The organism is Pseudoxanthomonas sp. GM95 (genome assembly GCF_900109775.1).
Taxonomy (GTDB): Bacteria; Pseudomonadota; Gammaproteobacteria; order Xanthomonadales; family Xanthomonadaceae; genus Pseudoxanthomonas_A.
Window position 1 is genome coordinate 484036 of the sequence record NZ_FOAX01000003.1, and the last position, 14734, is coordinate 498769.

13 protein-coding genes are annotated in these 14734 nt (G+C 68.0%); 10 read left to right on the plus strand and 3 right to left on the minus strand.

Translation table 11 applies throughout. The annotated features are described in order from the left end of the window. The first annotated feature begins 88 nt into the window (after positions 1–88). From BMZ17_RS16925 to BMZ17_RS21195, 7 genes are all read left to right on the plus strand, one after another. On the plus strand, positions 89–2482 hold the full coding sequence (locus BMZ17_RS16925; protein ID WP_254775407.1) for a GH92 family glycosyl hydrolase: 2394 nt from the start codon (positions 89–91) through the stop codon (positions 2480–2482). 150 nt (positions 2483–2632) lie between these two features. Further along, entirely contained in the window at positions 2633–3073 is a 441-nt protein-coding gene (locus tag BMZ17_RS16930) for a MarR family winged helix-turn-helix transcriptional regulator (RefSeq protein WP_093141355.1), read from the plus strand. A gap of 84 nt (positions 3074–3157) precedes the next feature. Then, a complete protein-coding gene (locus BMZ17_RS16935) occupies positions 3158–3367 on the plus strand; it encodes a DUF1656 domain-containing protein (protein WP_093141360.1) in 210 nt (69 codons plus the stop codon). Next, a complete protein-coding gene (locus BMZ17_RS16940) occupies positions 3364–4287 on the plus strand; it encodes an efflux RND transporter periplasmic adaptor subunit (protein WP_093141363.1) in 924 nt (307 codons plus the stop codon). The genes BMZ17_RS16935 and BMZ17_RS16940 overlap by 4 nt, the downstream gene beginning before the upstream one ends. Next, positions 4284–5726, plus strand: a complete 1443-nt coding sequence (locus BMZ17_RS16945; RefSeq protein WP_093141368.1) for an efflux transporter outer membrane subunit — start codon at positions 4284–4286, stop codon at positions 5724–5726. The genes BMZ17_RS16940 and BMZ17_RS16945 overlap by 4 nt, the downstream gene beginning before the upstream one ends. 19 nt (positions 5727–5745) lie before the next feature. Continuing rightward, the gene (locus BMZ17_RS16950) at positions 5746–7788 is read left to right on the plus strand and encodes an FUSC family protein (RefSeq protein ID WP_093141371.1); all 2043 of its coding nucleotides are present in this window, start codon (positions 5746–5748) and stop codon (positions 7786–7788) included. 3 nt (positions 7789–7791) lie between these two features. Next, positions 7792–8244: a hypothetical protein gene (locus tag BMZ17_RS21195; protein ID WP_175485652.1), complete on the plus strand. Its 453-nt coding sequence runs from the start codon at positions 7792–7794 to the stop codon at positions 8242–8244. Positions 8245–8569: 325 nt separating this feature from the next. Here BMZ17_RS21195 and BMZ17_RS16960 read toward each other — a convergent pair whose 3' ends face one another. Then, positions 8570–10519: a M61 family metallopeptidase gene (locus BMZ17_RS16960; RefSeq protein WP_093141379.1), complete on the minus strand. Its 1950-nt coding sequence runs from the start codon at positions 10517–10519 to the stop codon at positions 8570–8572. Positions 10520–10686: 167 nt separating this feature from the next. Here BMZ17_RS16960 and BMZ17_RS16965 point away from each other — a divergent pair, with 167 nt between their 5' ends. Next, positions 10687–11337, plus strand: coding sequence for an SDR family oxidoreductase (locus tag BMZ17_RS16965; RefSeq protein ID WP_093141383.1), 651 nt, complete (start codon positions 10687–10689; stop codon positions 11335–11337). Between the two features lie 12 nt (positions 11338–11349). Here BMZ17_RS16965 and BMZ17_RS16970 read toward each other — a convergent pair whose 3' ends face one another. Continuing rightward, positions 11350–11898, minus strand: a complete 549-nt coding sequence (locus BMZ17_RS16970) for a YdeI/OmpD-associated family protein (RefSeq protein ID WP_093141388.1) — start codon at positions 11896–11898, stop codon at positions 11350–11352. A 103-nt stretch (positions 11899–12001) separates the two neighbouring features. On the opposite strand from BMZ17_RS16970, the gene BMZ17_RS16975 reads away from it, so the two are divergent. Both BMZ17_RS16975 and BMZ17_RS16980 read left to right on the plus strand, forming a co-directional pair. Then, positions 12002–13408, plus strand: a complete 1407-nt coding sequence (locus BMZ17_RS16975) for a hypothetical protein (RefSeq protein ID WP_093141391.1) — start codon at positions 12002–12004, stop codon at positions 13406–13408. Between the two features lie 121 nt (positions 13409–13529). Beyond that, positions 13530–13976, plus strand: a complete 447-nt coding sequence (locus BMZ17_RS16980; RefSeq protein WP_175485653.1) for a tautomerase family protein — start codon at positions 13530–13532, stop codon at positions 13974–13976. 36 nt (positions 13977–14012) lie between these two features. On the opposite strand, the gene BMZ17_RS16985 is transcribed toward BMZ17_RS16980, so the two are convergent. Continuing rightward, the gene (locus BMZ17_RS16985) at positions 14013–14717 is read right to left on the minus strand and encodes an SDR family NAD(P)-dependent oxidoreductase (protein WP_093142345.1); all 705 of its coding nucleotides are present in this window, start codon (positions 14715–14717) and stop codon (positions 14013–14015) included. Positions 14718–14734 lie beyond the last annotated feature (17 nt).

Consider the following 14734-nt stretch of genomic DNA (forward strand, 5'->3'; position numbering starts at 1 on the left):
GCGCCGCGTGGCGTGCCGCTTGAGCTGATCCGCAGGCGCGATGAGCTGGATGCACGGGCACTGATGCGCGCGTGCAGAGGAGTTGCCCGTGAATCTGCCTCCCTCACGTCGCGGCCTGGCCGCGTGCCTTCGCCGCCGCGCTTCCAGCACTTCGGCCTTCGTGCTGACGATGGCGTTGCTCGCCTCGCCCTGCATGTTGCACGCGCAGGACGCACCTTCAGCAGGGTCGAAGCGACAAAGCATCGATGAAGCCGATCCGCTGGTCGGCACCGCGCCACTGGATCGCCCCGACCTGATCGGCAATGCACCGCCTGCCGGTGAGCCGCTGTATTCGGGCATCACCTCGCCCGGCGCGCGGCTGCCGCATCGCGCGACCGAAGCCGCACCGGTCAACGTCAATCTGGAACTGAGCTATCCCACCGGCGTGCCTGCGCCGTACCACTATCCCAACCCGACGATGTTCACCTTCACCGGCGGCGGCGGGCCGTCGTACGGCGGCAATGCCGAGCCGATGATCATGCCCGTGGTCGGCGACTGGACCGTGCCGCCGGCCTATACCGCCGCCTATTACGACAAGCAGCGCGAACACGCCTCGCCCGGGTACTACACGGCTTACCTGGACACCTTCCACACGCAGGTGGAACTCACGGCGACCGGCAATACCAGCCTGATGCGCTTCACCTATCCGCAGAGCCAGCGCGCGAACGTGATCGTCAACCTGCGCCGCACCGGCGGCGAGGTTGAGGTCGTTGGCGATCGCACCTTGCGCGGCGTGTCCGCGCGCGAGGGCGAACGCGTACGGCCGGAAGGTAAATACTTCGTCGCCGAATTCTCAAAGCCGTTCGCCAGCTTCGGCACCTTCCATGCCGATACCACGCATCCAGGTTGGGGCATCGGCGACAAGGACGTCCGGCCCGACCAGCGCGCGGCACAGGGTGCTTATGCCGGCGCGTATGTCACCTTCGCCACGACGGCCAACGAGCAGGTGCTGGTGAAGGTCGCGCACGGCCACAGCTATGCCGAAGCCGAGCGGCGCCTGCAGGAAGAAAATCCCGGCTGGGATTTCGAACGCGTGCATGCACAGGCGCGCGCGGCGTGGGCCAGGCTGTTCGATCGCGTGCAGGTCGAAGGTGGCACGCCGCAGCAGCGCCGGATGTTCTATTCCACGCTGTTCCAGTCCTTCGCCAGCCCGCGCCTGGTCGCGCGCAAGGGCGAGCGCTTCACGGATGCGGCCGGCAAGGTGCAGGTGGCCACGCATGATCGCTATGGGCCGGTGCCGTTCTGGGATACCGGGCGCAACCAGATCGTCCTGATGATGCTGCTGGAACCGGACGTGGTGCAGGACGTGATGCGCTCGGAGCTGGAGATGGCACAGGAGCGCGGCTACATGAACACCTCCTTCCACGGCGACCATGCGGTGCTGTTGTTCGATGGGGCGTGGCAGCGCGGCATCCCGTTCGACTACAAAGCGGCCTACGCCTATCTGCGCAAGAACGCGACCGATCCCAAAGGCCCGCGCGACTATCTGGCCGAATACGACACGCAGGGCTGGATCGCCGACCTCGTGCCCGAGGGCAATCCCAGCCCGCCGTACGCCGGCGGCAAGGCCGGCGCGGCGACCACGCTGGAATACGCCTGGGACGATCACGCGCTGGCCGATGTCGCCACGCGCGTGGGCCATCCGGACGACGCGCAACGTTTCATCAAGCGCGCCGCCAACTATCGCCATGTGTTCGATCCCTCGACCGGCTTCATGCGCGGCAGGACGGCGGACGGGGCATGGATCTCACCGTTCGATCCGGGCGAGCCGTACTACAACTTCATGATGAAGGAGGCCTCGGGCTGGTCGACGCTGTGGCTGGTGCCGCATGACGTGCAGGGCCTGATCGGGCTGCTGGGCGGGCGCGACGCCTTCAACGCCAAGCTCGATGCGTTCTTCGCCACGCCGTACGCGCCGAAAGGCATCTGCCGCGACTGCACCGGCCTGATCGGGCAGTACGTGCACGGCAACCAGCCCGACCAGCACGCGCCCTACCTGTATGCGTGGAGCGGCCAGCCGTGGAAAACGCAAACCCTGGTGCGCCGCATCCTCGCCGACATGTACGGCAGCGATGCCAGCGGCAATGGCTATGCGGGCATGGACGACCAGGGCGCGACTTCGTCCTGGTACGTGCTCAGCGCGATGGGCTTCTATCCGGTCGATCCGGCCAGCGGCGTCTACATCCTGGGCAGCCCGCTCTTCGACGACGTCCGCCTGCGCATGGGCAACGGCAAGACGCTGCGCCTGGTCGCGCGCCACAACAGCGAGGCGAACCGTTACATCCAGTCGGCCACGCTCAACGGCAAGCCGTGGACCCGGCCGTGGTTCTCGCATGCGGACATCGCCCAAGGCGGCACCTTCGAGTTCGTGATGGGTCCACAGCCCAATCCGGCCTGGGGCGCGGCGCCGCAGGACGCGCCGCCATCGATGTCCAAGCAGTGAGCCCGGCCGCCGGCACGCAACACCGAGCGCGTCCGGCCTCGATGACCTGATCGCCGGCCGCTTCAGGCGCTCGAAGCCAAGGACCACCGCTGGCGAGATTTCGCCATCGATTCGATAGCATGTTCATTAGTAGGCAGACATCATGTGCCGATGTCCGACGCCGACCACCAGCGCTTCCTCCTGTCCTCCGGGCTGATCCTGGCCGGGCGGCAGTGGCAGAAGGTGGTCGACAACGCGCTGGCGGGCCAGGGCATCAGCAATGCCATGACCACGCCGCTGCTGATGATCGGTCGCTCCGGTGGCGGCATCCGGCAGGTCGAGCTGGCCCAGCTGATCGGGGTCGAAGGCCCCTCGCTGGTGCGCATCCTGGACAAGCTGGCCGCGGCCGGCCTGGTCCGCCGCGAATGCGACGCCAATGACCGCCGCGCCAACCTGCTCTGGCTCACCGACGAAGGCCAGGCGCTGCTCAAGCAGCTCGAAGCCCAGCTGATCGAACTGCGCCAGCAGACCTTCGGCGCGCTGTCGGCGCAGGACATGGACACCGTGCTGCGCCTGTACCGGATCGTGGAAGAGGCCGCCAAAGCCCCCTGATCCCGCCGTCGTCCCGCTGTGCCGCATCGCCTGCCGATGCGGGTGTCGCCCCCTCTCCCCTGCTTCCAAAGTCCTGACCCTCCCATGCCCGGAGAATTCACCGTCTACGGCGTCTTTGTCCCGACGCTGCTGGCCCTGATGACGTTGGCGTACCTGCTCAAGGGCGGCGTGCGTTTCGTCCTGCAGCGCCTGGGTGCCTACCACCACATCTGGCATCCCTCGCTGTTCAACTTCGCCGTGTTCCTCATCCTCCTCGACGGCCTGTACCGGCTGCTGCACTGGATTTCCCCATGAAACACCCTTTTGCCCGGGCCAAACCCGTCATGATCACCGTGCTTGCGCTGGCCGTGGCCGCCCTGGCCGTCCACCACCTGTGGGGTTACTACATGGAAGCGCCGTGGACGCGCGATGCCCACGTCAACGCCGACATCGTCCAGGTCGCGCCCGATGTCTCGGGCCTGGTCACCGACGTGCAGGTCGCCGACAACGCCACGGTGAAGCAGGGCCAGCTGCTGTTCGTGGTCGATCGCGCCCGCTACGAGATCGCGCTGGAGCAGGCCCAGGCCGCGCAGGCCCAGGCGCAGGCCGTGGTGGCCCAGCTCAAGCGCGAGGTCGCCCGCGACCACGGCGTGCGCGACTTGGTCTCCGCCGAGGAAATCGAGGAACGCCGCTCCAACCTGGACAAGGCCCTGGCCGCGGTGGCCACCACCCAGGCCGGCGTCGACCTGGCCCAGCTCAACCTGGCCCGCACCGAAGTGCACAGCCCGGTCGATGGCCGCCTGACCGATCGCACCGTGCGCCGTGGCGATTACGTCACCGCGGGCAAGCCGGTGTTCGCCGTGCTCGATACCGCCTCGCTGCGCATCGACGGCTACTTCGAGGAAACCCGCCTGCACCGCATCGCCGCCGGCCAGCCGGTGGAAGTGCGGATCATGGGCGACGGCCGCACCCTGCACGGCCGCGTGCTGAGCATCGCCGCCGGCATCGAGGACCGTTACCGCAGCCAGGGCGCGAGCATGCTGCCCAACGTCAACCCGGCCTTCGACTGGGTGCGCCTGGCCCAGCGCATCCCGGTGCGGGTGAGCGTGGACGATGCGCCGGCCGACCTGCAGCTGGTGGTCGGCCGCACCGCCACGGTCAACGTGCTGCCGCCGGACGCCAAGACCGACGCCACGCCAGTGGCCGCCGACAACACCGCCAAGCCGCAGTCATGAGCCGCACCCGCCTTGTCCTGGGCCTGGCGGCGCTGACCAGCGCGCTGGCCGCCTGCACCACCGTCGGACCGAACTATGCGCTGCCGGCCGACTCGCGCTACGCGCAGCTGCAGGCGCAGCCGCTGACGCTGGACACCGGCGATTCGACCGCGCTGGACAACACCGACGCGGCCGTCGATGCGTGGTGGAAGCTCTACGACGATCCGGTGCTCGACAGCCTGGTCCAGCAGGCGCTGGACAACAGCATCGCCCTGCGCGTGGCCAGCGGCCGCCTGGCCAAGGCCAGCGCCATGTACCAACAGACCGCGGCCGCCGGTGGCTTCGACTTCGGCGCCGAAGCCGGCGTACAGCGCGCGCAGGTCTCGGCCGAGTCGTTCCTGCAGGAAGAAAAGCTCCCGGTCTTCAACCTGGCCAGCGGCGGGTTTTCCGCCTCCTACCAGACCGACCTGTTCGGCAAGCTGCGCCGCGCGACCGAGGCCGCCCAGGCCAGCGCCGAATCGGTGATGGCCGCGCGCGACCTGGCCCGCATCAGCGTGGTCGCCCAGGTCGTGGGCAGCTACGTGGAAACCTGCCATCTCAACCACGAGCTGCACATCGCCGAACACTCCATCGACCTGCAGCAGCGCACCCATGACCTGGCCCAGCGCATGTTCAAGGCCGGGCGCGGCACCAGCAGCACGGTCGATCGCGCCGGCGCGCAGCTGGCCACGCAGCAGGCGGCGCTGCCGCCGCTGCGTGCGCGCAAGCTCGCCGCCGAATACGAACTGGCCGAGCTGCTCGGCCGCACGCCCGATCAGATTCCAGACGGCGTGGACCAATGCGCCGATGCGCCGGAACTGGCGCGCGCGATCCCGGTCGGCGATGGCGGCGCGCTGCTGCGCCGTCGCCCCGACGTGCGCCGCGCCGAACGCGAGCTGCACGCGGCCACGGCCGAGATCGGCGTGGCCACCGCCGAGCTGTACCCGGACATCACAATCGGCGCCTCGGTCGGCGCCGCCGGCCTGCTGGACGACTTCGGCAAGCCGGCCACGCAGGAATGGTCGATCGGCCCGGCCATCCACTGGTCGATCCCCGGCGACGGTGCCAAGGCGCGCGTGGAAGTGGCCAAGGCCGGCCAGCAGCTGGCCTTGGCCGAGTTCGACGAAGTGGTGCTCAACGCCCTGCGCGAAACCCAGACCGCTTTGAGCCGCTACGTGCAGGACCTGCAGCGCGTGCAGTCCCTGCAGTCGGCACTGACCCTGGCCCAGCGCGCGGCCGACGAAGACCGCCGCCTGTACCAGGCCGGGCGTCGTCCGTACCTGGCCAGCCTGGACGCCGACCGCACCCGCGTGGCCAGCGAGACCGCACTGGCCGATGCGCAGGCGCAGGTATCGCAGGACCAGATCCGCCTGTTCCTGGCGCTGGGCGGCGGCTGGCAACAGGCCACGGCCACGCCGTGAACCACGCCAGGGCCTGCGCATGAACGTGCTGTTGGACAAGCGCGCCTGGCTGTTCTCCAGCAAGGCGTACCTGGCCGCGGTGGCCGCGTTGTTCATCGGCCTGTGGGGCAACCTGCCACGGCCGTACTGGGCGATGTCCACGGTCTACATCGTGATCCAGCCGATGCTGGGCGGCACCCGCTCGCGCGGCATCTATCGCATCGTCGGCACGGTGATCGGCGCGGCCGGCGTAGTCGCGATCCTGCCGCCGCTGTCGCAGGCGCCGGTGCTGCTGAGCCTGGCCCTGTCGCTGTGGCTGGCCGCGTGCCTGTGCCTGTCGCTGCTCAATCGCGGGCCGTCGGCGTACGTGTTCCTGCTGGCCAGCTACACCACCGCGTTCATCGGCTTTCCCGCGGTGACCCAGCCCGAAGGCATCTTCGATGTGGCCATCGCCCGCAGCGAGGAAATCATCGTCGGCGCGCTGTGCGCGGTGCTGGTGGCCGCGCTGGTGTTCCCCTCGTCGATGAAGTCGGTGATCACCGGCCGCATCGGCGCCTGGATGGACGATGCGGTGAGCTGGTGCGCCCTGGTCCTGCGCCGCGACGGCCATCGCGACGTGCGCCGCGGCCGCCTGGCCGCAGATCTTGGCCAGTTCGAACAGCTCATCGTCATGGCCAGCCGCGACAGCACCCGCCACCCGCAGGTGCACGCGCAGATGCGCGAACTGCGCGCGCGCATGTTCGAGCTGATTCCGACCCTGGCCGGCATCAGCGATCGCCTGGACACCCTGCACGGCCACCACGCGCTGTCCGAGGCGCTGACCACGCTGATGGACGACATCAACGCCTGGCTGCGTGAACCGACGCCCTCGCCTGACACGCTCGCATCCCTGCGCGCGCGCATCGCCGCGCTGCGCCCGGCGCTGACGCCGGACATCATCGCCCTGGTCGGCAACAGTCTGCTGGTGCGGCTGGATGAACTGCTCACGCTGTGGGACGACTGCCGGCGCCTGCAGCACGACATCGCCACCGGACACGAACCGCGCCAGCCGGTGTTCGGCCCGGCGCCGGCGCCGCGCTTCGACACCGGTATCGAGCAGCGCCACGTCGACGTGCCGATGATCCTGTTCGGCGCGCTCAGCGCCGGCGCCACGGTGTTCGTTTACTGCCTGCTGTGGATCTGGACCGGCTGGCCGGCCGGCGGCCTGGGCGCGATGATGGCTGCGGTCGGCACGGCGTTCTTCGCCGGCATGGACGACCCGGTGCCCAACATCCTCAAGTTCCTGTCCGGCACGGTGGCGGCCTGCGTGCTGGCCGGGATCTACATCTTCGGCATCTTCCCGGCGGTGAAGGATTTCGGCGCGCTGGTGCTGGTGCTGGCGCCACTGTTCCTGCCGCTGGGCCTGCTGGTGTATCGCCCGGCGACGATGCTGGTTGGCCTGATCATGCTGGCCAACATGTCCACGCTACTGGGCCTGCAGAGCAGCTACCACGCCGATTTCCAGACCTACATCAACACCGCGGTGTCGATGCTGCTGGGCCTGGTGTTCGCGATCGTGATGACGCGGCTGTTCCGCTCGGTCGGCGCCGAATGGAGCGCGCGCCGGCTGGTGCGCAGCGGCTGGTCGCTGCTGGCCGACGCTGCCGCCGGCCACGGCCAGCAGGACCGCGCGCGTTTCACCGGCCGCATGCTCGACCTGCTCGGCCTGGCTACCCCGCGCCTGGCCGCCACCGCCGAAGGCAGCGACCTGGCCACGGTCGACCTGCTGGAAGAAACCCGCATCGGCCTGAACATCCTGCAGCTGCGCCGCGCCCGCCGCGAACTGCCCGAGCCCTCGGCCTCGAACGTGGATGCGCTGCTGGCACGCATCGCCGCGCATTACCGCGCGCAGGCCGACGCCGGGCATCTGATCGATGCACCGGAGTCCTTGCGCGATGCGCTGGATGCGTCGCTGTCGCGGCTCGGTGGATTGCCGGCAGGGGCGACGCGGGATGCGGCGTTGCTGGGACTGGTGGGGTTGCGGCATGGGTTGTTCCACCGGGGGACGCCGGAGAATCAGGTGTTGGCCGTTGCCGCCAGCTGATCGTTGTTTGATCAGCTTGGCGTTGTGGTTTTTCGCCTGCTTTTGATTGTTCGAACTCATCAAGCGAAGGCAGAAGCAATTGCAGAGCTTTCGCGCCGCTTCGCGGCACGAGTGACTTTTGTCGCAGCAAAAGTCACCAAAACCGCTTCTCGCCGGACGCACGCCGATGCTACGCATCGGTGCCCTGCGCTCCTCGCAAAGCAGGGCACGGCGCCCAAACTCGCTTCGCTCAAACAGGGCGCCTCTTCGGCCCTGCTTTGCTCCGGTGCTCGGCGTGCTTTGACGGCTCGGTCAGGTAAAGCGAAAAGCCACAGCAAGCGCGAAGCCAAAGCCAAAGCCAAAGCCAAAGCCAAAGCCGAAATGCTGCTCAGTACATCAAGCGAACCACAGCGCTTTCTTTCCAAAGGCAACGCACGCCTCCATCAAGGAGCTGCTGCTCTTAGCTGCTGCTCTTAGCTGCTGCTCTTAGCTGCTGCTCTAACACCCCATAAGGCACGGCGAAGGGCCGAGGATCAGACCCGCAGGGCGGCGTGCAGGGATGCACGTCGTTTTTCTGCGGGACATGGATGTCCCGTAGAAAAATCCCTCGACCCGTAGCGAACCCTCGCAAAGCGAGGGCGTGCCGCCTGGGGCGTGTTTCTTTGCCCAGCTTTCTTTGCACGAGCAAAGAAAGTGGGTCGGGCGGCGAAGCCGCACGAAAGCCGTTGTCGTTGCTTGGCTAACAAACCACCAACGGTCGCCTAGAAACCAAACCGCAACCGGCCCGAAGAGAGACCAGGCATCAGCCCTTCTTCTTGATGCTCTCGCTCAAATAATCCGGCGTCCCTTCCACCCGCACCAGGTGCGGATACTGCAGTCCATCGTGGTAGTCCACCTGCACCGTGCGCATCGAGCCCTGGAACTGCAGCAGCAGCGTCACTGGCTTGGAGGTGCCCTTGGATTCGGTGATCGCCTGCTTCAAAGCATCGGCCGAATACTCGTGCCCGTCCACCGCCACCAGCTTGGCGCCGGTGCTGACGCCGGCCTTGAAGGCCGGGCCATCCCAGCGCACGTCGTTGACGGTGCCGTCGTCGTTCATGGTCAGGCCGATCGACCAGGCGAAGTTGTAGCGGTGCCGCGCCGACTGCGGGTGGCTGTTGTACTGCGCCTCGTACTCGCTGGGCGTGTCGGTGTAGACCAGCTTCCAGCCGCTCGCGGCGAGGCCGTCGAGCAATGAGGGCTGCACGGTCTGCACGTGGGCCTTGAGGAAGCCGGCCCAGTCGTCGTGGGCCACGCCATCGAGCGCGGCGAGCACGTCCTCGAAGGTGTACGGATGGGTCACGTAGCTGCCGTCGTCCACGCCGAAGAAAGCCTTGGCGAAATCATCCAGCGACTTTTTGCCGCTGGTGAGCGCGCGCAGGCGCGCATCGATCTGCAGCCAAACCATCTGCCCGGCGCTGTAGTACTCCTCGCTCATCTGCCAGCTCCGATAGGGCAGCGGCGCACGATGCGCGGCGGTCGGGTCGTTGGTGGTGTCTTCCAGCGTGCGCCAGTTGAAGCCGACGCGGTTGCGGTCGTAGTTGGCCGCCACCATCGCCAGCGCGTCGCGGAACTGCTGCGGCGTCCATAGGCCCGAACGCGCCGTCAGCACGAAGCCCCAGTACTGGGTCGCGCCCTCGTATACCCACAGCAGCGAATCGCCCATCGGCTCGCTGAAATTGGGCGTGGCCAGGTCCGCGCCGCGACGGAACTTGCCATTCCATGAATGGGTGAACTCATGCGCCAACAGGTCGCGGTCGGTCGGGTTGTCCTTCCAGCCGCTGAAGTAGTTGGTGTCCAGGCCGTTCTCGCTGGACTGATGGTGCTCCAGCCCGTTGCCGGCCAGCTGGTCGGACAGCGAGAACAGGAAGTCGTAATGGTCGTAGTGATGCGAGCCGAACAACCGCGTCGCCTGCTCCGGCAGCGCCTTGTGCGCGGCCAGCTGTTCCGGCGTCATCTCCAGGTCCTTAGCGTCGTCGGCGACGATGTCCAGCATCACCGGCGCACCGCCCTTGGGCGTCAGGTCGACCTGCTTGAAATGCAGGCCGGCGTAGATCGGCGAATCGACCAGCGTGTTGTACGGCACCGGATTGAACACCGTGGTCGCGCCGTCCTTCGACGCGGCGCGCAGTGCGCTGCCGAACTGCCAGCCCGCCGGCAGCGTCACCCGCGGCTGCACCTGGATGCCGTGCGTGTAATAGCCGGCCGGATACAGCGACATCTGGTCCCAGTCCAGCATCAGCATCTTGTCGGTCATCTGGAAGCCGCCGCCACGGCTGGACAGGTACTGGAAATCGGCCTCCAGCGTGGTGGCGCCAGCCGGCACGTCCACATGGAAGGCGTAGACGTCGTAGGGATCGCGCTTCCACGCCAGCGGCTGGCCACCGGCGGTGAACTTCAGGCCGGCCAGCTGGGCGATCGGGCCGCTGGGCGAATGCGCGCCGGGGATCCATTCCGGGTACAGCAGGGTGACCTTGCCGGCCTGCACCGGGATGGATTCATGCACGCGGAAGATGCCCTGCGTGGTGTCGCTGGCGTCCACGGCCAGGGCGATCTGGCCCGGATAGGCCACGTCCTGCGGCGGCGGCACCTCGGCCTTGCGCACCACCTGCGCCGCGGCCGTGCTGGCCAGCAGCACCAGGCCCAGCGCGGCGGCCAGGCGGGTGCGGGGACGGATCACCGGGGCAACAGCGGCGCGGCGGGCGAAGGACATGACGGGCTCCAGCAAGATGACGGAAATGACAGCTTTCAACCGTAGCACCGCTACGGGCGCGACGACGTGGGCCGGAAGTCCCGCATGGCGGTCAACGCGCCACCGCGACGGTAGCTTCAGGCTGGCCTGGTGACACTGGCGGCAGATTCGTTACGCAAGGAGTCGAGGTGTCCCACATCCTCATCATCGGCGGCCACGGCAAGGTCGCCCGCCTGCTCATCCCGCTGCTCACCGCGGCCGGCCACCAGGTCAGCGCGGTGATCCGCAATCCCGCCCACGCCGATGACGTTGCCGCCGATGGCGCCACGCCGGTGGTCTTCGATATCGAACACGCCGACCTGGACACCCTCATCGGCAAGCTCGCCGGCCACGATGCGGTGGTGTGGTCGGCCGGTGCCGGCGGCGGCGATGCCGCGCGCACCTATGCGGTGGACCGCGATGCGGCGATCCGCTCGATGGACGCCGCCCGGCGCGCGCACGTGCGCCGCTACGTGATGGTCTCCTACATCACCTCCGGCCGCGACCAGCACCTCACCCCGGACGATGGCTTCTTCCCCTATGCGCAGGCCAAGGCCGCGGCCGATGGCCACCTGCGCGACAGCACGCTGGACTGGACCATCCTCGGCCCGGGCCGGCTGACGCTGGACGCGCCCAGCGGCCGCATCCAGCTTGATCCGGGTAGCGAACACGGCGCCACCTCGCGCGGCAACGTCGCACAGGTGATCGCCGCGGTGCTACCGGACCTGGCGACCTACGGCCGCACGCTGGATTTCATCGATGGCGACACGCCGATCGCCCAGGCGCTCAGCACCGGCTGAAGCACCGCGCGCTCAGGGCGCGGCCTTGGGCGCGCTCAGGCTGTTGCTGTACATGCCCGAGCGATCGAAGCAGCACGCGCGCCGGTTGCCCTTGCCCAGCTTGTCCAGCGCCACGCCGATGCGCTTGATGCGGGTCTCGGCCTTCTTGCCCGAGACGATCCAGTAGATCCAGTCGCGCCGCGCGATGGCCGTAATGTCGTCCCAGGTCGCGCGTGCGGCGGCATGGCCGTCCAGCGCTTCGCGAATGTCGGCGGGCACCTTGGGTTCGGGTTCTTCGGCCATCGGCGCGATCGCCAGTGCGACCGTGTCGCCGACCGCGATGCCCGCGGCGGCGCGCAGGTCGTCTTCCACTTTCAGCCAGTGGCTGCCCTGCCCGTCCGGTTCCAGCGTGGCCTGGAACGGCGCCTCGCCGAGCGTGCCTTCGACCGAGACCATGCTGCGCGTGGGCAGCTTGGCGCTGGCCGCGGGGGGCAGTAGCAGGAAGCTCCACGTCGCATCGGCCGGCAATGCGGGTCGCAGCAGTTTGGCCTTGAAGCGCACGTTCGCAGGGGCCTTGGGCATCGCAGGTACTCACTGCACGCAGGGACAGGACGCGCACGCTAGCAGAGTCGCGCGCCGGGTCGCGCGGGCGGCTAGACTCCGCACCTGAATAGGGGAGTTCAGGATGAACCAGCACGAATCCGCCGACGGCGACAGCCTGCAGCCGGCCGGCCGCCGTATCAGTTTCGAACGCCTGCGCGAGCGTACCGATGAACTCGAGCTGCTGATCTCCGGCCTGCTCGCCTTCGCCCTGCTCACCGTGCCGGCGCGCCTGTTCGAGGCGTGGACCGGCAGCGAGATCCATGCCGACGGCAGCACCTGGTACTTGCTGCAGTTCGCTTTCAACATCGGCGTGGGGCTGTGCTACGCGCTGGGCTCGGCGTTCGTGGTCCACCTGGCCATCCGTGGCTACTGGGTCGGCCTGGTCGGGTTGAAGTCGCATTTCCCCGAAGGCATCCGCTGGGATCGCCTGGCGGCGATGGGCCCGGTCTCGCGCGGGTTCTATCACCGCCTGATCGGCGACCTGGGCGAGGTCATCGACCGCGTCGACCGCACCGCCTCGGTGCTGTTTTCCATGACCATCCTGATCGCGATGACGCTGGCCTGGACCGGCGTGATCGGCCTGGCGCTGCTGATTCCCGGCACGCTGATCGGGTTGCTGTTCGAAGACAGCGAGCGCGCCACCTTCATCGCCTTCGCCGTGCCGTACGTGGCCTTCCTCATCAGCGGCGTGGCGATCATGCTGCTGGACAAGCGCATCGGCCAACGCGATCAGCGCGGCCAACCCACCCAGGGCTTGCGCCGCGTGGCGCACGGCCTGCTGCGCATGTTTTCCGCCCTCACCCTGCAGCGCCTGGGCGCGCCGGTGCAGTTCACCCTGCAGAGCAATCTGGGCAATCGCGGCTTCAGCGCGGTGTATTTCTTCGTGATCTGTTTTGCGATGGTGTTCGGCGGCGCGTATGTGTTCTCGTCGGCCAGCTTCTCCATGCTCAGCCGCTACCGCGTGGTCACCAGCGAGGCGGTGGACCACGGCATGCTCAGCGCGCACTACGAATCCATGCGCGGCCCGGACGATGTGATGCTGCGTTATCCGATGATCCCTTCGGACCGGATCGAGGACAGCCAACTGCGCGTCTTCATCCCGCATCGCCCGCGCCTGGACAACGCCCTGGCCAAGGACCTGTGCCCTGCGCTGGACCATGGCCGCAACCGTGCCGAAGGCCGCGCCGCCGCCGACCAGGCCGTGGCCTGCCTGGCCAACCTCTGGACCGTGACCCTGGATGGCCAACCCATCGCGCTGGCCAATTTCGTGCCGATGGAGCGTCGCGACCTGGGCCTGCGCGGCCTGGTCGGCTATCTCGACCTGCAGGGCAAGGCGCCTGGCCGGCACGATCTGCGCCTGCTGTGGAACGCCGGCAGCACGCAGCGCGGCGCCAGGCGTGAACGCGAATACCTGATCCCGTTCTGGTACGACCCGGCGGCCAGCGCCGCGGTCGAACCCGTGCCCGCCACGGGCGTCGCCGGCGTCTAAGCCGCGATCCACCCAGCCGCCAACCTGCACGCGTGAAAGATCGATTGGCCTTCCGCACTGCACGATGACAGCGCGGCCAACGATGCGCTCTGCTGTCGCCCCGGACCTCTGCAAAGCGCCCATGCCCACCTACTTCGTCACCAGCACCGCCCCCGGATTCGATCCCGACACCAAGGCAGCCCTCGCCCAGGCCATCACCCGGATCCACCACGAGGTGACCGGCGCGCAGACCTATTTCGCCGAGGTCATCTTCCAGGTGGTGGACGCCGGCAGTTACTTCATCGGCGGCCAGCCGGTCGCCCAGGACAACGTGCTGGTCTACGGCCATATCCGCAAAGGTCGCAGCGAAGACCAGCTGCAAGCGCTCATCACCGGCATCGTGGACCAGGTCGCCGCGTTGGCCGGATGGCCTGCAAGTTCCATCTGGGTCTATCTCAACGAGCTTGCGCCTGCGCACATGGCCGAGTTCGGCCAGCTCCTGCCGGCGCCCGGCCAGGAAGACGCCTGGTTCCGGGGCTTGCCCGATCACCTGCGCGCCTATCTGGAAGGTTTGTCGCAGGCCCGTTGAAGCGTCCGGTCGGTCGATCGACGGACGCAGCGCGCCTCACCACGGCACCGTCCGTCCCAGGTAATCCAGGTACTGCAGGCCCGGCGTGCCGGACTGCGCGGTGATGGTGTCCATCAGGTTCGGAATGCTGTCGGCGATGGTCAGGCGCGCGCCGGGGCCGCCCATGTCGGTCTGCACCCAACCTGGCGCCATCAGCAGCAAGGTGCGCGGGTCGTCGGCGTGGCGCGCGGCAAAGCTACGCATGTACATGTTCAGCGCCGCCTTGCTGCCGCGATACACGTCGTGCGCGCCGTTGGTGTTGTTGGCCAGGCTGCCCTGGCCCGAGGACATCACCCCGATCGTGCCGCTGGCCGGCACCAGGGCTTCGAACGCGGCCACCACGCGCAGCGGGCTGAGCGCGTTGGTCACCATCACCCGCACGAATTCCTCGGTGGAGACCGTCGCCGTAGTCTCCTCATCCGCATTGGTCACGCCCGCATTGACGAACAGCAGGTCGATCACCTCGCCCTCCAGCCGCGCGCGCAACGCGGCGATCTCGTCCGGCACGGTGATGTCCACCGTCTCCACGCGCAGCGCATCGGGATGTTGCAGCGCCAATCGCGCCAGTGAATCGGTGGACTGCGCGCGGCCGGTCGCGATCACGCGCCAGCCGCGCTGCAGGTATTCGCAGGCCATCGCATGGCCCAGGCCGCGGGACGCGCCGATCAGCAGCACGGTGTTGGAAGCAGATTGCTTGGTCATCTCGAACTCCACGAACG